The 16,974-nt window shown below is 66.5% G+C and carries 16 protein-coding genes and 1 pseudogene; 10 read left to right on the forward strand and 7 right to left on the reverse strand.

From position 1 onward, the window contains the following. The first annotated feature begins 34 nt into the window (after positions 1 to 34). Positions 35 to 3,118 carry a DNA translocase FtsK 4TM domain-containing protein gene (locus ACWETB_RS07755; RefSeq protein WP_452210364.1) on the forward strand — a complete coding sequence of 1,028 codons (3,084 nt, stop codon included), beginning with the start codon at positions 35 to 37 and terminating at the stop codon, positions 3,116 to 3,118. A 10-nt stretch (positions 3,119 to 3,128) separates the two neighbouring features. On the opposite strand, the pseudogene ACWETB_RS07760 reads toward ACWETB_RS07755, so the two are convergent. Then, positions 3,129 to 3,555: pseudogene (locus ACWETB_RS07760) on the reverse strand (hypothetical protein). Between the two features lie 253 nt (positions 3,556 to 3,808). On the opposite strand from ACWETB_RS07760, the gene ACWETB_RS07765 reads away from it, so the two are divergent. Further along, positions 3,809 to 4,852: a TerC family protein gene (locus ACWETB_RS07765; RefSeq protein ID WP_452210366.1), complete on the forward strand. Its 1,044-nt coding sequence runs from the start codon at positions 3,809 to 3,811 to the stop codon at positions 4,850 to 4,852. 351 nt (positions 4,853 to 5,203) lie between these two features. On the opposite strand, the gene ACWETB_RS07770 is transcribed toward ACWETB_RS07765, so the two are convergent. Together ACWETB_RS07770 and ACWETB_RS07775 are read right to left on the reverse strand one after the other, a co-directional pair. Beyond that, positions 5,204 to 5,491 (reverse strand): YciI family protein, encoded by a 288-nt coding sequence (locus tag ACWETB_RS07770; RefSeq protein WP_449744742.1) that lies wholly within the window; start codon positions 5,489 to 5,491, stop codon positions 5,204 to 5,206. Between the two features lie 50 nt (positions 5,492 to 5,541). Beyond that, complete coding sequence (locus tag ACWETB_RS07775) at positions 5,542 to 6,165, reverse strand: amino-acid N-acetyltransferase (protein WP_452210368.1); 624 nt, start codon at positions 6,163 to 6,165, stop codon at positions 5,542 to 5,544. A 588-nt stretch (positions 6,166 to 6,753) separates the two neighbouring features. Here ACWETB_RS07775 and ACWETB_RS07780 point away from each other — a divergent pair. From ACWETB_RS07780 to ACWETB_RS07815, 8 genes are all read left to right on the forward strand, one after another. After that, complete coding sequence (locus ACWETB_RS07780; protein WP_452210370.1) at positions 6,754 to 7,404, forward strand: DUF4132 domain-containing protein; 651 nt, start codon at positions 6,754 to 6,756, stop codon at positions 7,402 to 7,404. Between the two features lie 178 nt (positions 7,405 to 7,582). Further along, positions 7,583 to 8,293 carry a CDP-diacylglycerol--glycerol-3-phosphate 3-phosphatidyltransferase gene (gene pgsA, locus ACWETB_RS07785; RefSeq protein ID WP_452210372.1) on the forward strand — a complete coding sequence of 237 codons (711 nt, stop codon included), beginning with the start codon at positions 7,583 to 7,585 and terminating at the stop codon, positions 8,291 to 8,293. A 302-nt stretch (positions 8,294 to 8,595) separates the two neighbouring features. Then, positions 8,596 to 8,934 (forward strand): helix-turn-helix domain-containing protein, encoded by a 339-nt coding sequence (locus tag ACWETB_RS07790; RefSeq protein ID WP_452210374.1) that lies wholly within the window; start codon positions 8,596 to 8,598, stop codon positions 8,932 to 8,934. A 175-nt stretch (positions 8,935 to 9,109) separates the two neighbouring features. Beyond that, positions 9,110 to 9,922, forward strand: coding sequence for a PspA/IM30 family protein (locus tag ACWETB_RS07795; RefSeq protein ID WP_449744737.1), 813 nt, complete (start codon positions 9,110 to 9,112; stop codon positions 9,920 to 9,922). An 81-nt stretch (positions 9,923 to 10,003) separates the two neighbouring features. Next, positions 10,004 to 11,224: a glycosyltransferase gene (locus tag ACWETB_RS07800; protein ID WP_452210376.1), complete on the forward strand. Its 1,221-nt coding sequence runs from the start codon at positions 10,004 to 10,006 to the stop codon at positions 11,222 to 11,224. After that, complete coding sequence (locus ACWETB_RS07805) at positions 11,215 to 11,409, forward strand: DUF3046 domain-containing protein (protein ID WP_452210378.1); 195 nt, start codon at positions 11,215 to 11,217, stop codon at positions 11,407 to 11,409. The genes ACWETB_RS07800 and ACWETB_RS07805 overlap by 10 nt, the downstream gene beginning before the upstream one ends. Positions 11,410 to 11,740: 331 nt before the next feature. Further along, the gene (gene recA / locus ACWETB_RS07810; protein ID WP_348803547.1) at positions 11,741 to 12,784 is read left to right on the forward strand and encodes a recombinase RecA; all 1,044 of its coding nucleotides are present in this window, start codon (positions 11,741 to 11,743) and stop codon (positions 12,782 to 12,784) included. A gap of 108 nt (positions 12,785 to 12,892) precedes the next feature. Beyond that, positions 12,893 to 13,324, forward strand: a complete 432-nt coding sequence (locus ACWETB_RS07815; protein ID WP_452210562.1) for a regulatory protein RecX — start codon at positions 12,893 to 12,895, stop codon at positions 13,322 to 13,324. 149 nt (positions 13,325 to 13,473) lie between these two features. On the opposite strand, the gene ACWETB_RS07820 is transcribed toward ACWETB_RS07815, so the two are convergent. The 4 genes from ACWETB_RS07820 to ACWETB_RS07835 form a co-directional block, all read right to left on the reverse strand. Beyond that, the gene (locus ACWETB_RS07820) at positions 13,474 to 14,364 is read right to left on the reverse strand and encodes an amino acid ABC transporter permease (RefSeq protein WP_452210381.1); all 891 of its coding nucleotides are present in this window, start codon (positions 14,362 to 14,364) and stop codon (positions 13,474 to 13,476) included. Continuing rightward, a complete protein-coding gene (locus ACWETB_RS07825; protein WP_449744734.1) occupies positions 14,361 to 15,044 on the reverse strand; it encodes an amino acid ABC transporter permease in 684 nt (227 codons plus the stop codon). The genes ACWETB_RS07820 and ACWETB_RS07825 overlap by 4 nt, the downstream gene beginning before the upstream one ends. 12 nt (positions 15,045 to 15,056) lie before the next feature. Continuing rightward, the gene (locus ACWETB_RS07830; RefSeq protein WP_449744733.1) at positions 15,057 to 16,064 is read right to left on the reverse strand and encodes a glutamate ABC transporter substrate-binding protein; all 1,008 of its coding nucleotides are present in this window, start codon (positions 16,062 to 16,064) and stop codon (positions 15,057 to 15,059) included. A 70-nt stretch (positions 16,065 to 16,134) separates the two neighbouring features. After that, positions 16,135 to 16,863, reverse strand: coding sequence for an amino acid ABC transporter ATP-binding protein (locus tag ACWETB_RS07835; RefSeq protein ID WP_449744779.1), 729 nt, complete (start codon positions 16,861 to 16,863; stop codon positions 16,135 to 16,137). Between the last annotated feature and the right edge of the window lie 111 nt (positions 16,864 to 16,974).

Here is a 16,974-nt window from a genome sequence, read left to right on the forward strand (position 1 = left end):
GACTGAGGTGATGGTTGCCGACTAGTCTGTCGGCATGGCTTCGAAAGCGAGCACTGGTACGCGCGCGTCCGCATCACGTGCGTCCGGGGGGAACAAGACCGGCGCCGGTTCGACCCGATCCGGTTCGACCCGATCGGCATCGGCCGGAACCGTGCGGTCGTCATCACCGAAGGGTTCCTCGGGGGCGGCGTCACGCTCGACCGGATCCCGTGCGCGGGGTGGTCCCGCCTCGACGGCGCGCAGTCGGACGTCGGGTGGTCGGACGTCGGGTGGTCAGGGTTCCCGCGGCGGCGCGGGCACGTCCCGTTCGCGTGCGGCCGCCTCGGCCGACATCTCCCGCAGGGGCAGGGGAGCGGGTGCCGCCGGTGCCGTCGGCAAGGGGGTCGGCAAGGGCATCGGCGCGGGCTGGTCATTGCTGGCGCGGGGGGTCGGTGGCGTGGCGCGCGCCGGTTCCGGTGGCGGTCGGCGACGTGCTGATCGGGCCTTCGACGACGCCTTGGATGTCGACCAGGACGTCGAACAGGACCTCGACTACGACGATGGCGGCGACGACCGGTCGCCGAACGCGCCGGAGCGTGGGGGCGCGGGGCACACCCATCGCCGCGACGGCACCGCGCTGGCGATCATCGCGATCGCCGTCCTGATCGCCGCCGGCGTCTGGTTCGGCGCGGCCGGCCCGGTCGGCGCGTTCATCGACGCATTCATCCGGGCGATCGTCGGGTTCCTCGCCGTCGTCGTCCCCGTCGCCCTCGTCGTGATCGCCGTCATCCTGATGCGGCGACCGCCGAACCCGCAGCGCCGCGGCCGTTACATCGGCGCCGGACTGCTGATCGTGCTGCCGTTGCTCGGTCTGATCCATCTCGTGGCGGGCTCGCCGACCGACCTGACGGATCGCTCGGCCGCCGCAGGATTCCTGGGATTCGCGGTCGGCACGCCCCTCACCACCGGCGTGACGGCCTGGGTGTCGGTGCCGATCCTGTTGTTGTGCATGGCCTTCGGCGTTCTGATCATCAGCGGTCGCACCGTCCGCGAGGTCACCGACGGCGTGCGTCGCTGGCTGGGTCTGAGCGCACCACTCGCCGAGGACTGGGACGACGACGCACCCTGGGATGACGAGACCGAGGGCGATCTCGACGCGTACGCCGACGATGACGACCTCGACGACGATGGCGCGCGGTTCTCGTCGTCGATCGCACGTCGAGGCGGATGGTCGGCCGACCCGTACGACAACTACCCGCCCGACGCCGTCGACGAGGCACCGCGACGCTCGGCGCGCCGATCACGCCGTCCGGCGCCCGGCGCCCGGGCCGGGGATGTGTTGGCGTCGGCGCCGACCGAACCACTCGGTGATGCGGCCACTGATCCGTTCGGCGCTGAGGGGTTCGGCGCTGAGGGGTTAGGCGCTGACATGTTCGACGAGCCGACCGAACCGATCGACGAGCCACCCGCGGCGCCGCGCTCTCCGAGCCGGTCGTCGGCGCGGGGTGCGTCATCGCGCACGCGTGATTCCGCCGCGCCGGCCAAGGCCGCCAAGGTCAGGGCTCCGGAGCCGGCACCCACGCCGAGTCCGGCCGATGACGCCGATGACGAGGCGTTCGCCATCGCCCCCACCGAGGGGGACTACCGCCTGCCGCCGACGAGTCTGCTCATCGAAGGGGATCCGCCCAAGCAGGGCAGCCGATCCAACGACGACATGATCGACCGGATCTCCGGCGTGCTGGAGCAGTTCAAGATCGACGCGGCGGTCACCGGCTACACCCGCGGGCCGACCGTCACCCGCTACGAGGTGGAACTCGGTCCCGGTGTGAAGGTCGAGAAGATCACTGCGCTGCAACGCAACATCGCCTACGCGGTGGCCACCGACAACGTGCGACTGCTCGCGCCCATCCCGGGCAAGTCCGCCGTCGGTATCGAGGTCCCCAACTCCGACCGGGAGATGGTGCGGCTGGCCGACGTGCTCGAGGCGCCGGCGACCCGCAAGGACACCCACCCCCTGGTGATCGGTCTCGGCAAGGACATCGAAGGTGACTTCGTCAGTGCGAATCTCGCGAAGATGCCGCATCTGCTGGTCGCCGGATCGACCGGCTCGGGTAAGTCCAGCTTCGTCAACTCGATGCTGGTGTCGCTGCTGACCCGGGCCACTCCCGAGCAGGTACGGATGATCCTGATCGACCCCAAGATGGTGGAACTGACTCCCTACGAGGGCATTCCGCATCTGATCACCCCCATCATCACGCAGCCGAAGAAGGCTGCGGCGGCGTTGGCGTGGCTGGTCGAGGAGATGGAACAGCGCTATCAGGACATGAAGGCGTCGCGGGTCCGTCACATCGACGACTTCAACGCGAAGGTGCGATCCGGTGAGATCACCACCCCGCTCGGTTCGGAGCGCGTGTACAAGCCGTATCCCTACATCATCGCGATCGTCGACGAGCTCGCCGACCTGATGATGACCGCCCCGCGCGACGTCGAGGATGCGATCGTGCGGATCACCCAGAAGGCGCGTGCGGCCGGCATCCACCTGGTGCTGGCGACCCAGCGTCCGTCGGTAGATGTGGTGACGGGTCTGATCAAGACGAATGTGCCGTCGCGGCTGGCGTTCGCGACGTCGTCGCTGACCGACTCCCGCGTCATCCTCGATCAGCCGGGTGCGGAGAAACTCATCGGCATGGGCGATGGCCTGTTTCTGCCGATGGGCGCGAACAAGCCGATCCGGATGCAGGGTGCGTTCATCACCGACGAGGAGATCGGTGCCGTCGTCGACTACGCCAAGGAACAGGCCGACCCGGAATACACCGAGGGTGTGACCACCGCGAAGGCCGGCGACAAGAAGGACATCGACTCCGACATCGGCAATGATCTCGACGACCTGCTCCAGGCCATCGAACTGGTGGTGAGCAGTCAGTTCGGGTCGACGTCGATGCTGCAGCGCAAACTGCGCGTCGGATTCGCCAAGGCCGGTCGCCTGATGGACCTGATGGAGACCCGTGGCGTCGTCGGTCCCAGCGAGGGCTCGAAAGCCCGCGAGGTACTGGTGAAACCTGACGACCTGGCCGGGGTGATCGCCTCGATCACCGGTGGTGGCGACGACGGGGATGACGAGGGGGCGCCGGCCGGGTAGGGCGGGCGGGTCAGGCCGACGGGTCGTGCTCGGCCAACCATGTCCGGGCACGGCGTGCCGACGCTCGCGACAGCCACGCGTCGGCGATGATCTCCGACAGCTCGGTCTCACTCACCTCGCCGATCCCGCGACGTGCGAAGCAGTACCGAGGGGTGTCCGTCGAAGTGCGCCGTGAAGAACGGTGACCGACTGTCGTGGACGAGTGCCTGTTTGTCGGCCTCCGACGGCACCCAGAGGACGACGACATCGTCAAAACGTTCACCGGTGTCGGCGTCGACGGCGTCTGGGCGCGGGGTGCGGAAGTAGACGAAGCTCTTCCCGCCGACCTGGTAGACGGGTCGCTCGGGAGCCCCGCCCGCGTCGGTCACATAGGGCATCGCACGGGCAAGGCGATGGATGTCGTCCACGGTTGCGGGCCGATCTCGGCGCCGGGGCATGGCTTGATGGTAGGCCGCACGCCGCCGCCCGCGAGCGCCGACGAGGCCCGACAAAACGGACATAGGGTATGGTGGTCCGCAGATCGAAGAGGGGAGTATCCCCACGCGGCGTATCCGTCAATACGGTCGCGGTAGTCAGAGATGCAGATCATTTTTGCGACCGCGGCCCGGGTACCCGGTCGTCCACCTCGGCGGGAGAGACCTCTGGCATCGCAACCAATTCTGTGCTGCGCGCTGGAGGTAGATCGTTCCCATGGAAGTAACCGCAACCATCTGGATCATCACGTGTGTGGTGATCGCCGGCCTGTTCATCTTCGACTTCTTCGCCCACGTGCGGGTGCCGCACGCCCCGTCGCTCAAGGAATCCGGATTCTGGTCGGCGGTCTACATCACCATCGCCCTCATCTTCGGCCTGTTCGTGTGGTGGAAGTGGGGATCGACATACGGCGGTGAATATTTCGCCGGCTACGTCACCGAGAAGGCGCTCTCGGTGGACAACCTGTTCGTGTTCGTGATCATCATGAGCAAGTTCGCCGTGCCCAAGGAGTATCAGCAGAAGGTGCTGCTGCTCGGCATCGTGATGGCCCTGGTGTTGCGTGGTGTGTTCATCGCCGTCGGTGCGGCCGCCATCAACGCCTACAGCTGGGTGTTCTACCTGTTCGGTGCCTTCCTGATCTTCACCGCGATCAAGCTGCTGCGTGAGAGCGACGATCCCGTCGACCACGAGGAGGAGCGCGAGTCGCGGCTGGAGCGTTTCCTCAAGAAGTACCTGCGGACCAGCGACGAGTACAACGGTGACAAGCTGTTCACCCGCATCTCCGGCAAGCGGATGGCCACCCCGATGCTGATGGTGCTCATCGTCATCGGCTTCACCGACATCCTCTTCGCGCTCGACTCGATCCCGGCGATCTACGGCCTCACCCAGGAGCCCTACCTGGTGTTCACCGCCAACGCATTTGCGTTGATGGGTCTGCGGCAGCTGTACTTCCTGCTCGGCGGACTGCTGGATCGTCTCGTCTACCTGTCGTTCGGGCTGTCGTTCATCCTCGCGTTCATCGGTGTGAAGCTGGTGCTGCACGCGCTGCACGAGAACACCTTGGGATTCATCAACGGTGGTGCGCACGTGTCGGTCCCGGAGATCTCCACGCCGCTGTCGCTGGGTGTCATCGTCGGCACACTCGTGATCACCACGGTCGCCAGCCTGCTCAGTTCCAAGCGCAACAACGTACCCGAGGTCGATTCTGCCGAAACCGATGGTGTGGAAGCGTCATCGGGACGCGATTACGACGCCAGGTAGGCGCGCGCCGCGGCGTCGAGGATCTCGACGGTGAGATCGCATGAACTGCGGTAGGTCTGGTACGCCTCGACCAGGGTCTCCGTGCGTTCGTACCGTCAGATCCGGGAGCCAGTCCGGGACCACCGTGGATCGACGCCTCATCGACACCGCCCATCGGCAGCGGCGTGAACGTGCCGAAGCCCAGGAGGTGAAACGGTGTGGGGGAGATCGAGTTCCGGGCGGTCGCCTCGTCGAAACGCAACTTACAGTCGATGATTTCGCTGGTGAGACCGACATCGCAGGGTTGCGCGTCGGCGGCCCGACGGCAATCTGTGGATAACTCGAACGGTGGGATCGCGCGGATCGCGCCTGTCAGGCGTCGAACGGACCGTAGACCTGGGTCCACTCGACGATGCGGACGCCGTCGATCGCCTCATGGGCGTTGAACGGATCGTTGGCCATGAAGGCCTCGGCGGCGTCGATCCCACCGTCGGCCTTGATCATGATCAGCGCGCCGGATCCGTCGGGATAGGGGCCCGAGATCAACACATTGCCCGCCCCGTACTCCTCGGACAGCCACTGCCGGTGTTGTGCCCGATGCTCGTCGCGGATCGCCGCCTTCGCTGCGGTGTAGGTGTAGTGGACCGCGTAGATCGCCACGGTGAAGGTCTCCTTGTGTTCGAGTGTCGTGTGTGAATTGTCTTGGGATGTCAGGGGTTCTGCGCGTCCGGGGTTTGCGCGTCCGGGGTTTGCGCGTCCGGGGTTTGTGCGTCCGGGGTGCCGTCGAGCGAGACCAGCATCCGGGTGTTGCCCAGCGTATTCGGCTTCACGTAACTGAGGTCGAGGAACTCCGCGACACCGGTGTCATACGACCGGCACATCTCCTCGAAGACCTCGCGCGTCACCGGGGTGCCCTCGATCTCGCGAAACCCGTGGCGGCCGAAGAACTCGGTCTCGAAGGTCAGCACGAACACCCGCGACAGCTGCAGTTCGCGGGCGACGCCGAGCAACCGGGCCACCAGGCGGTGGCCGATCCCGCGTCCGCCGCAGGTCTTGTCCACGGCGACGGTACGGATCTCACCGAGATCGGCCCACAGCACATGCAATGCGCCGCAACCGACGACCGCGTCGTCGAGTTCGCACACCCAGAACTCCTGCACCGCCTCGTACAGCGTGACGAGGTTCTTCTCCAGCAGGATCTTGCCCGCGTACTGGTCGACGAGGGCCTTGATCCGGGGAACGTCAGAGGTACGGGCACGTCGGATGGTCACCTCGCCGGTGGTGCTGCGGGTGTCATTCGATGAGGCGAACTCCACCCCGTCCTCGCTGTGCATGCGCCCATCTTGCCCCGAGGGATGTCGGCGCGTCCTACCAGGCTCGGTTCCGCTTCGTTCACACGCGTAGAGGAGTCGGCGAGTGCGACGATACGAGTTCACCGGGGAAGCTCGGAAAGATGTTGGGCGAGCGAACGCGCCGGCACGACAGTGATCGTGCGTCACGGGCGGCTCGACACGGCCGGGCGCGCGAGTCGATGCATCGTCGTGCGGCCGTTGTCGTGACCGACGGGAAAGCCATTGTCCTCTCGGTGAGATGGCAGAAACTCGTGCACCCGGATCGGACCGACCCGGGACCCGCGTAGGCGGCAACGGATCAATGCCGCAGCCGCCGACCGCTGCCGCGACCTGATCACGCGCAGAGGAATTCATCTACGGCAGCATCATCGACGGGGGAGATCCGGAGATCGTCGACGCGGCCCACACGGGCACCTCCGCGTTGGGACACGCCGCCATCGCCTTCGCCCTCCACGAGAGTTACCGCGGACCGGAGGGTATGACGGTGCGACCCCGATCGGCTTCCCGATGGCGGCACCGGATCGGGCTCGGGGACCGAAGCGCCCGGCTCCGGTGGGCTCGTATCCGACGATGTCCTCGTCGCCGAACTGGAATCGATCATGGTGTGTGGACGGGTCTGGGACGCGCCGGTGTTCACACGGCGATTCCTCGGCCGTCGCACCGGTTCCCCGAATTACTCGGGTGGTGTTCGCGGCGCGATCGAAAATCCGAAACTGTTGTGCCCGAACCCTTTCGGATCGCCAAGGACGGATCGCCAAGGACGGGACTCCGGTCGACGCGGACGGTCGGGTCGTCGACTTCGACACCGACACGGTGATCGGTGTGGCGCATCCGATGCGCATGGGTGAGCCGGCGGTACGACGGTGGCGCCGCGTCTTCGACGACCTCGGACCATCGCAGCCCTTCGAACAACTCCGGCGCACGGTCTACCACGTCTGCGCGGACACCGCCCGGGGCACTCAGTTTGACGCAGTCACCGGAATGGTCCTGCGAGTGACGACGCAATTCTGGCGAGGATTTCCCGGATCGTCATGGTCGATCACGGTGCGAATCCGTCCCGGAGTGCCGCGCGGCGCGGGCGTCCGCGATGACGGCATCGGCCGGCAGACGCTGGACGCGGCCACCCTCGTCGATGCGGCGGGGGCGCGCGTCGCGCCGGCAATCATCGATCCGGCGCTGTCCTCGGAGATCCTCGGCGAGCTCGACTGGTTGGCGTCGTGAGTAGAGAGCGGGTGGAGGCGATCGTGGGTGTACGGCCGGCCACGGGTCCGCCGACCGGATGACGGGACGGAGTCGATACTCTGTTGATCGTGCGAATGACTGACACCCGCCCGATGGCGAAGTGCCTCGATCGGCGCGTGCCGGCGCTGCCCGTCATCGCTGCCGCAGGTGTGTGCCCGTGACCGATCGGATGCGACGAGCGGTCAACGAGCGGGGATTGGCCGACGTCGGACGCGGACCCGATCACATCACCGATCCGGTGGACCCGGTGCCGGTGGTCAACATCGCCAACGCGTTGACGGTCTTCCGCATCGTCCTGGTTCCGGTCTTCGTGATCGTCCTGTTCGTCGCCGGCGGCCACGACACGGCGTGGCGTATCGCCGCCGCCGTCGTGTTCGGTATCGCCGCGATCACCGACCACATCGACGGCAGGCTGGCGCGGAACCGGGGACTGGTCACCGACTTCGGCAAGCTCGCCGACCCCATCGCCGACAAGGCGTTGATCGGGGCCGCGCTGATCAGCCTGTCGCTGCTGGGGGAGTTGTCGTGGTGGATCACCGCGATCATCCTGGCCCGTGAACTGGGGGTGACCGCCTTGCGGTTCTGGGTGCTGCGCCACGGGGTCATCCCGGCCAGTCGCGGCGGCAAACTCAAGACCTTGCTCCAGGCCATCGGAATCGGTCTGCTGCTGTTGCCACTGTCGGGCGCATGGCATCTGGGTGCCGTCGTCATCATGTGGGTGGCCGTCGCGATCACGGTGGCCACCGGGGTCGACTACGTGTGGCAGGCGATCAGGTTGCGCACCGGCAGTGGAGCGAGCGATCGGCGAGGACCCTCTGCGTCGCGCAACCGGACGCCGATCACCGACTCGGGTAGCGACGCGAGCTGATCGGTCGGTGGGGTCGGCATCTGTCCTCCGGTGATCTGTACCGGTGATCTGTCCATCGGCGGTACGGCACGCGGGGCAGGTGCGCGGCAACCGGCGCGGAATTCGACTACTGTCGTCCACACACGTCGCCGGAAACGGCGGCGTGTGGCTTCGGGAACGGTATGCGCTCGGCAGACGTTGAGGTACCGGTCGGTCCGGTTCGATGTCCGGCCCGGCGAGTCCAGGCCGTGGTGTGCGAATCGACTCACATCGAGTCGGCGCGGACCGTATATGGACTCATCGCAGAGGAGGAGGGATACCCGATGGCAGTGCTCTTGCGGGAGGCGCTCGGCGACAGCCTGCGCCGTGTTCGCACTCAGCAGGGCCGGACGCTTCGTGAAGTGTCCACCGATGCGCGGGTGAGTCTCGGTTACCTCTCGGAGGTCGAGCGGGGACAGAAGGAAGCGTCGAGCGAATTGCTGGCCTCGATTTGCGATGCACTGGACGTGGAGATCGCCGATCTGCTTCTCGAGGTCGGGACGGCGATGCGGCCCGAGCCTGCCCAGTCCACGTCTGCCGACCACGACGCCGCGATCACCCCGGCCGTCGTCATCCCTGCGCCCGAGGTGCATGCACGGGCCACCGCCCTGGCCGCCGCCTGACCGCGCGGGTCGACATCCGCATTGCCACCCGCTGTGGACGGCCGCGGTCGCGCGTCAGACGCCGGTGACTGTCATCCGCCGAAGACCGTGTGTCCGTGCCGCACCGGTGAGTGAGGCGCTAGATTGGGTGGAACCCTCACGACGAAATCCGTTCTGAATGGAGTTGACGAGAAGCATGGCGAACCCGTTCGTGAAGATGTGGCGATACCTGATGGCGCTCGGCAACGCGAAGATCGACGAAAATGCCGATCCCAAGGTGCAGATCCAGCAGGCGATCGAGGATGCCCAACGGCAGCATCAGGCCCTGTCGCAGCAGGCCGCATCGGTCATCGGCAACCAGCGTCAGCTGGAGATGAAGCTCAATCGGCAACTCGAGGACGTCGAGCGGCTGCAGGCCAACACCCGTCAGGCCCTGACGCTGGCCGATCAGGCCAACGCCGCCGGTGACGCTCAGAAGGCGCAGGAGTACACCAACGCCGCCGAGGCCTTCGCGGCGCAGCTGGTGACCGCCGAGCAGAGCGTCGAGGATCTGAAGTCGCTGCACGATCAGTCGTTGCAGGCCGCGCAGCAGGCCAAGCAGGCCGTCGAGCGCAACGCGATGATCCTGCAGCAGAAGCTCGCCGAGCGGTCGAAGCTGCTCAGCCAGCTCGAGCAGGCCAAGATGCAGGAGCAGGTGAGCGCCTCGCTCAACCAGATGAGCGAACTGTCGGTGCCCGGCAACACGCCGAGCCTCGATCAGGTGCGCGAGAAGATCGAACGCCGCTACGCCAACGCCCTCGGTTCGGCCGAGTTGGCGAAGAATTCGGTGCAGGGCCGGATGGCCGAGGTGGAGCAGGCCGGGGTGCAGATGGCCGGCCACGCGCGCCTGGAGCAGATCCGGGCCAGTATGTCGGGTGGTTCGCTGCCGGCCGGTGGCGCCGCGGCCCCCGCCACACAGCCGGCTCCCGGGCGGCTGTCCAAGCCCGAGCCCCCGCAGGCGGGCAGCTGACATCGTCGTCGTTCTCACGACACAACCCGCGGCCGCCGGTCGCGGGTTGTGTGCGTCTATCCGGGGATCGTCGGTGATCCGGTGAGGGTGGCGATCGTCGCCGGCCCCGATGCCGGACACGCCTTTCCCGCCTTCGCGCTTGCCGAAAGGCTTGTTGCGGAAGGTATTTCGGCGACAGTGTGGACGGGGACGTCGTGGTTCGCGTTGGCGGAATCGCGCGGGATCGACATCGCCGAACTGCCGGGACTCGCGGCCGAGGACGACGATGACGACACCGACGCCGGCAGGAAGCTCAGTGTCCGGGCGGCGCGGATGGCGGTGGCGCTGGCGCCGGTGCTGGCGGTGCGCGGCGTCGATCTGGTGATCTCCGATGTGATCACTGTGGCCGGGCTGTGGGCCGCCGAACTGTGCGGCATCCCGGCCGTCGAACTGTCCCCGCATCCGCTGTATCTGCCGTCGCGGGGACTGCCGCCGGTGGGTGCCGGTCTGGAACCGGGAACCGGGCTGCTCGGGCACCTGCGGGACACCGCGCTGCGGGCGGCGAGCAACACCTCGGTGCGTGCCGGTCGTCGCCAGCGGGGTGCCGCGCGCCGGTCGATCGGCTTGCCGGCCGACCCGCCGACGTATCGGCCACGGCTGATCGCCACCCTGCCGGCGCTCGAGGTGCCGCGGCCGGATTGGCCGGCCGACGCCCATCTGGTGGGCCCGTTGGTGTGGGAGCCGACCGCCGAGATCATCGAACCCCCGTCCGGCGACGCACCGCTGATCGTCATCGCGCCCTCGACCGCCCAGATCGGTGCCGACATGGTGGGTGCGACGATGGATGCGGTACGTGACAGGGCGGCGCATTCTCCTGTGCGCGTGGTGATCTCGGCGCTGCACCCACCTTCGGCGGAGCTTCTGGCCACGGCTCCCGGATTGTCGGTGCGGGCCGGGCTCGGGCGCCAGGATCGGCTGCTCGAGCGTGCCGACGCGGTGGTGTGCGGCGGCGGGCACGGGATGCTCGCGAAGTCGCTGTCGGCGGGTGTGCCCGTGGTGACGGTGCCCGGCGGCGGTGATCAATGGGAACTGGCCACCCGGGTGACCCGGCAAGGTGGTGGGCTCGTGGTGCGCCCGGTCGACGCCGAGGCGATCGGGCGGGCCGTCGGAGCGGTGCTCGACGATCCCGCGCATCGGGAGGCCGCGGCGCGTGCGGGCGCCTCGGCCGTCGACGTCGTCGACCCCGTGCGGGTCGTGCGAACCGTTCATCAGAGGTACCTCGCCTCGCGCGAACCGACCGAAGGGGCCGACGAATGCGACTGACCGAGTTCACCGAGCGGATCACCGAACAGTTCGGCGCGATGTCGGCGGATTCGATCATGACCGACCATGTGCTCACCGAACTGGGCGGCCGGACCGGCGCCCAGGCGATCGAGGACGGAGTGGACCCGCGCGACGTCTGGTTGGCGATCTGCCGGGATTTCGACGTCCCCAGACACGTGTGGTGAGAGTTGTGTGGTGAGAGTGCTGTGCTGAGATTTCTGTGCGGATGGTGCTGTGGCGATGGTTCTGGGGCCTTTGAGACGGCGGTGACGTGTGGCTGCGGTGATTTCCGGCGGCGTCCGCGTGTCACACTTGCCATCGAACACATGTTCTCCGAAAGTGGAGGGGTACGGACCGAACCGGGGTGGCGAGCGTCAGAACTTTTTGTCGGACCCCATGAGTAGCGTGCGACGCGTCAGAAGTTCCGACGGATATCCGTCGGAAACAGCCACCACCACCCACACGACAACCACAACCGCCGGAGCACTCCGGCGCACAACCGAGGAGACAAGTCCCATGGCACCAGCGGCCCCCGATCGTGACAAGGCACTCGATCTCGCCCTCGCGCAGATCGACAAGAACTTCGGCAAGGGCTCGGTCATGCGCCTTGGCGAAGAGACCCGTCAGCCCATCGAGGTGATCCCCACCGGTTCGATCGCGCTCGACGTCGCTCTCGGGATCGGCGGGCTGCCACGTGGCCGCGTCGTCGAGATCTACGGCCCGGAATCCTCCGGTAAGACCACCGTCGCGTTGCATGCGGTGGCCAATGCGCAGGCGCAGGGCGGCATCGCCGCATTCATCGACGCCGAGCACGCCCTCGATCCCGACTACGCCGCCAGGCTGGGCGTCGACACCGACGCGTTGCTGGTCTCCCAGCCCGACACCGGTGAGCAGGCGCTGGAGATCGCGGACATGCTGATCCGTTCCGGTGCGCTGGACATCCTGGTGATCGACTCGGTCGCCGCGCTGGTGCCCAAGGCCGAGATCGAGGGCGAGATGGGTGATTCGCATGTGGGTCTGCAGGCCCGGCTGATGAGCCAGGCGCTGCGCAAGATGACCTCGGCGCTGAGCAACTCCAACACCACCGCGATCTTCATCAACCAGCTGCGCGAGAAGATCGGCGTGATGTTCGGTTCCCCCGAGACCACCACCGGCGGAAAGGCACTGAAGTTCTATTCGTCGGTGCGACTGGACGTGCGCCGCATCGAGACCCTCAAGGACGGCACCGACGCCGTGGGCAACCGCACCCGCGTGAAGGTCGTCAAGAACAAGGTGGCGCCGCCGTTCAAGCAGGCCGAGTTCGACATCCTCTACGGCAAGGGCATCAGCAAGGAGGGCTCGCTGATCGATATGGGTGTCGCCGAGGGATTCATCCGCAAGTCGGGTTCCTGGTTCACCTACGAGGGCGATCAGCTGGGTCAGGGCAAGGAGAACGCCCGCAAGTTCCTGCTCGAGAACGACGACATCCGCGACGAGATCGAGAAGAAGATCAAGGAGAAGCTCGGCATTGGCGCGGTCGTCGACGCCGACGACGTGGCCCCGGCTCCGGTCGAGTTCTGATCGGTCGGCGTGGGCGACACCACCACCGACCCCGAGGGACGCAAGCAACCCAGCGCCTGGGACGCCGCTCTGCGGCTCCTCGGGGTCCGCGCACGGTCACGCAGTGAGATGCGGGAACGCTTGTCCCGCCGGGGTTTCGAACCCGACGTCGTCGACGACGTGATGGATCGGCTGGATCGCGGCGGCCTGCTCGACGACGAGGATTTCGCCGCCGAATGGGTGCGGTCCCGGCACGCCAACTCCGGACGGGGCCGCGTGGCGCTGCGTCATGAGCTGGTGGCCAAGGGTGTCGACGCGGACACCATCGAATCCGCACTGGCCGACATCGACCCGGACACCGAGCGGTCCGTCGCCGTCGGCATAGTCGAGCGAAAGTTGACGGCGACGGTCCGCGAACAGATCCGCGACGACCGCTCCGCACGGGACAGGCAGTACCGCAGGTTGGTCGGGCTGCTCGTGCGGCGTGGTTATCCGCAGACGTTGGCGATCGATGTCGTGGGGGAGTGTCTCGATGCGGCCGCCGCGGATGCACACCTCTGACCCGCCGGTCGCCCCGGAGATGCACTCCTGACATGCCGATGCCCTGACGATCTGCTGCTCGTCAGGGCATCGGTCACTCGGGCATCCAGTCTCGCAGGCCGCGTGCCCCGTGGCTGCGTACGATCCGGCGGTCGGTTCCGGCCGGCGGATCAGTGCTTGCCGAAGGACGGCATGTTCTCCATTGCGGCACGGTCGGCCTCGTCGGGGTCGGGAGCCGCGGTCTTACGACGCCCCTGCCGCAACGACTTCTCGATGAAGGTCGCCAACGACGACAGGCCGAAGTTGATGACGATCATCACGATGGCGACCACCACCAGCGCCGGGAGGTAGTTGCCGTAATACGACGCGGACTGCAGACCCGACCGCACCACCTCGACGTAACCGATGGCGTAGCCGAGCGCGGAATCCTTGAGCGCGATGACCATCTGCGAGATGAGTGCCGGCAACATGGCAGTGACCGCTTGCGGGAGCAGGATGATGCGCATGATCTGCGATTTGCGCAATCCCAACGCCTGAGCGGCCTCGGTCTGGCCCTTGGGCAGCGAATTGATCCCGGATCGCAGGATCTCGGCCATCACCGATCCGTTGTAGAGCGTCAGACCGGTGACGACCGCCGCGAACGCGAGCTGCGACGACGGGAAGATCGCATAGTCGGCGAACAGGTAGTACGAGAAGATCATCAGGATCAGCACCGGGATGGCGCGGAAGATCTCCACGAACAATCCGCTCAGGCTGCGCACCCACCAATGGTCCGACAGTCGGCCGATCCCGAGAATCGAGCCCAGGATCATCGCGAAGACGATCGAGAGGGCCGCAGCCTTCAGCGTTCCCCACAGTCCGGGGAGTATGTAGGTCGTCCAGGTGGTCCCGATGACGAAGGGATTCCACTTCTCGCCGGTGAGCTGGCCGTTGTTCGCCAGCACCACGACCACATACGCGAGGATCGCCACGATGATCGCGACGAAGACGACGGCGATGATCGCGTTGCGGACCCGGGCCTTCGGGCCGGGAGCGTCGTAGAGGACTGTTGCGCCGCTCATCGTTTCACCGCCAGTCGATTCGCGAGGTAGCCGAAGACGGCTCCCTCCAGGAGGGTGATGATCATGAATCCGACCGCGGTGATCGCGAAGATCGCGATGATCTGATCGGAGTAGGTCTCCAGCTCTTCCTTCATCAGCAACGCGGCCTCACTGACGCCGATCACCGAGGCGATCGTGGTGTTCTTCGTCAGGGCGATCAGCACGCTGCCCAATGGTCCGATCACCGCGCGCATGGCCTGCGGCAACACGATGATCCCGAACACCTGCAGGAACGGAAGTCCCAGCGACCGTGCCGCCTCCGCCTGCCCGATCGGCACGGTGTTGAAACCCGAGCGCAGCGTCTCGCACACGAACGTCGACGTGTAGAGGATGAACGCCAGAACCGCGAGCCAGAAATTGTTGTTCTTGACGAAGTTCTCGTTGTCCGGGGCGAGCGCCAGACCGAGGTTCTGGTAGAGCCCGATCGAGCAGAACAGGACGATCAACGTCAACGGCGTGTTGCGCACGATGTTGATATAGGTGGCGCCGAACCACCGCATCACCGGCACCGGTGACACCCGCATCCCGGCCAGGACCACACCCAGGATCAATGAGCCGAGGGCCGACCAGAAGGTCAGTTGGATCGTCACCCAGAATGCGGGCCACAACTGTGGCCCCATGCTGGACCAGAGGTCACTCATGGTTCACCCCTCTCAGCTCATGCCCGCAGGGCACGGCACCGACGGTGCGTCGATGATGGTCTGGACGGCTTCGACACTCGGATCGGGCAGGAATTTGTACTTCGCCGGTTCGCGTTCGGCACGCGTGATCATCTCGTCGACGTACTCGTTGCCGATCGCGTCACGCAGTGCGAGCTCCCACGCCGATTCGCTGCCGTTCGGGCCGGGCGCGAGCATCGCGTCCAGCGCCTGGTTCACCGCGACCACCGCGTCGGGGAACTGCTTGGCCATGCCGATGCCGTAGCGCTCGGTGGAAAACGGGGCCCCGGCGGTCTTGAGGACCTTCTTGCCGCTGCTGGTGACGCAGGCGGCGGCCGGGTAGGTCATCCCGACGATCTTGAACTCGTCCGGGAAGAAGTTCGCGTAGCCGGCGAGGATGACCTCGTCGGTGGTCAGCGCATCGACCTTGCCGCGGCGCAACGCCTCCACGCAGGAGGAATACGAGTCGTACTCCTGCAGCTGTACCGACGGCAACTGTGCCTTGACGTTCTGCGCCGACGTCGAGCCGGTCACCGAACACAGCTTCTTGCCCTTGTTCAGATCGGTCAGCGACGTGATCGAATCGTCGTCGTCGCGGACCAGCAGGCCCTGGTAATTGATCAGATACGGCCCGGCGAAGTCGACCTTCTTGGCACGTGCGCCGGTGATCGAGTAGGTGGCGGCGATCATGTCGACCTCACCGTTGTTGATCAACGTCTCACGCTGCGCCGACGGTGTCTCGCGCCAGGTGATCTCCGGATGCGGCACCCCCAGGGAGTCGGCGATGTGGTTGACCACGTACGTCGACACCGACGGATCGAATCCGGTGACGCTCTTGTCCGGGTTGCGGATGCCCAGTCCGGGCTGGTCGAACTTGGTTCCCAGCACCACCTTGCCGGCGCGGATCGAATCCAGCAGGTTGCGGGGTTCGGTGCTGCCGCACGCAGTCAGCGTCGCGGCGAGGACGGCCGCGATCGTCGCGATCACGCCGAGCGCCAGCATCCGGGGCAGTCGGGTCCGGGGTGTTCGGGTATGAGGTTGTGTCGTCTGTCGTGTCGACGAAGGTGTCATGTCAGTGGCCCAGAATCTTGCCGAGGAAGTCCTTCGCCCGGTCGGATTGGGGATTGTCGAAGAAGGAATCCGGGTCGGTGTCCTCGACGACGGCACCGTCGGCCATGAAGATCACCCGGTCGGCCGCCTTGCGCGCGAAGCCCATCTCGTGGGTCACCACCAGCATGGTCATGCCCTCCTTGGCCAGCGAGACCATCACGTCGAGGACCTCGTTGACCATCTCGGGATCGAGCGCCGAGGTGGGCTCGTCGAAGAGCATGATCCGCGGTTCCATCGCCAGCGAACGGGCGATGGCGACACGCTGTTGCTGCCCGCCGGAGAGCTGCGCGGGATACTTGTCCTTCTGGCTGGCGATACCGACGCGGTCGAGGAGTTCCAGCGCGCGTGTGGTGGCGTCGGCCTTGCTCTGCTTGCGCACCTTGATCGGTGCGAGGGTGACGTTCTGCAGAATCGTCTTGTGTGCGAACAGGTTGAACGACTGGAAGACCATTCCGACGTCGGCGCGCAGGCGCGCCAGGTCCTTGCCCTCGGCCGGCAGGAGCTCGCCGGAGATGCGGATCTCACCGTCGTCGATGGGTTCGAGCCGGTTGATGGTGCGGCACAGGGTGGATTTACCCGAACCCGAGGGCCCGAGAACCACCACCACCTGCCCACGGGGGACCTCGAGGTTGATCTCCTTGAGGACATGGAGCTCGCCGTAGTGCTTGTTGACGGCCGTCATCGAGATCATCGGAGGCGACTCGGATGCGGTAGACGGACCGGGTGCCTGGACGGGGGATTCGGTCATACGTGCCAAGCCTAATCACGGTCGGCGGTATCGGCGCGGCAAATGGGACATGCC

It is taken from the genome of Gordonia sp. NPDC003950 (genome assembly GCF_053605205.1).

Coding starts and splice junctions, on each gene's coding strand:
- ACWETB_RS07765 (WP_452210366.1), top strand. CDS start 3,809: ATGGAAGTAACCGCAACCATCTGGATCATCACGTGTGTGGTGATCGCC.
- ACWETB_RS07835 (WP_449744779.1), bottom strand. CDS start 16,863: ATGATCTCGATGACGGCCGTCAACAAGCACTACGGCGAGCTCCATGTC.
- ACWETB_RS07775 (WP_452210368.1), bottom strand. CDS start 6,165: ATGCACAGCGAGGACGGGGTGGAGTTCGCCTCATCGAATGACACCCGC.
- ACWETB_RS07825 (WP_449744734.1), bottom strand. CDS start 15,044: ATGAGTGACCTCTGGTCCAGCATGGGGCCACAGTTGTGGCCCGCATTC.
- ACWETB_RS07795 (WP_449744737.1), top strand. CDS start 9,110: ATGGCGAACCCGTTCGTGAAGATGTGGCGATACCTGATGGCGCTCGGC.
- ACWETB_RS07755 (WP_452210364.1), top strand. CDS start 35: ATGGCTTCGAAAGCGAGCACTGGTACGCGCGCGTCCGCATCACGTGCG.
- ACWETB_RS07820 (WP_452210381.1), bottom strand. CDS start 14,364: ATGAGCGGCGCAACAGTCCTCTACGACGCTCCCGGCCCGAAGGCCCGG.
- ACWETB_RS07830 (WP_449744733.1), bottom strand. CDS start 16,064: ATGCTGGCGCTCGGCGTGATCGCGACGATCGCGGCCGTCCTCGCCGCG.
- ACWETB_RS07805 (WP_452210378.1), top strand. CDS start 11,215: ATGCGACTGACCGAGTTCACCGAGCGGATCACCGAACAGTTCGGCGCG.
- recA (WP_348803547.1), top strand. CDS start 11,741: ATGGCACCAGCGGCCCCCGATCGTGACAAGGCACTCGATCTCGCCCTC.
- ACWETB_RS07780 (WP_452210370.1), top strand. CDS start 6,754: ATGTCCTCGTCGCCGAACTGGAATCGATCATGGTGTGTGGACGGGTCT.
- ACWETB_RS07815 (WP_452210562.1), top strand. CDS start 12,893: ATGCGGGAACGCTTGTCCCGCCGGGGTTTCGAACCCGACGTCGTCGAC.
- ACWETB_RS07790 (WP_452210374.1), top strand. CDS start 8,596: ATGGCAGTGCTCTTGCGGGAGGCGCTCGGCGACAGCCTGCGCCGTGTT.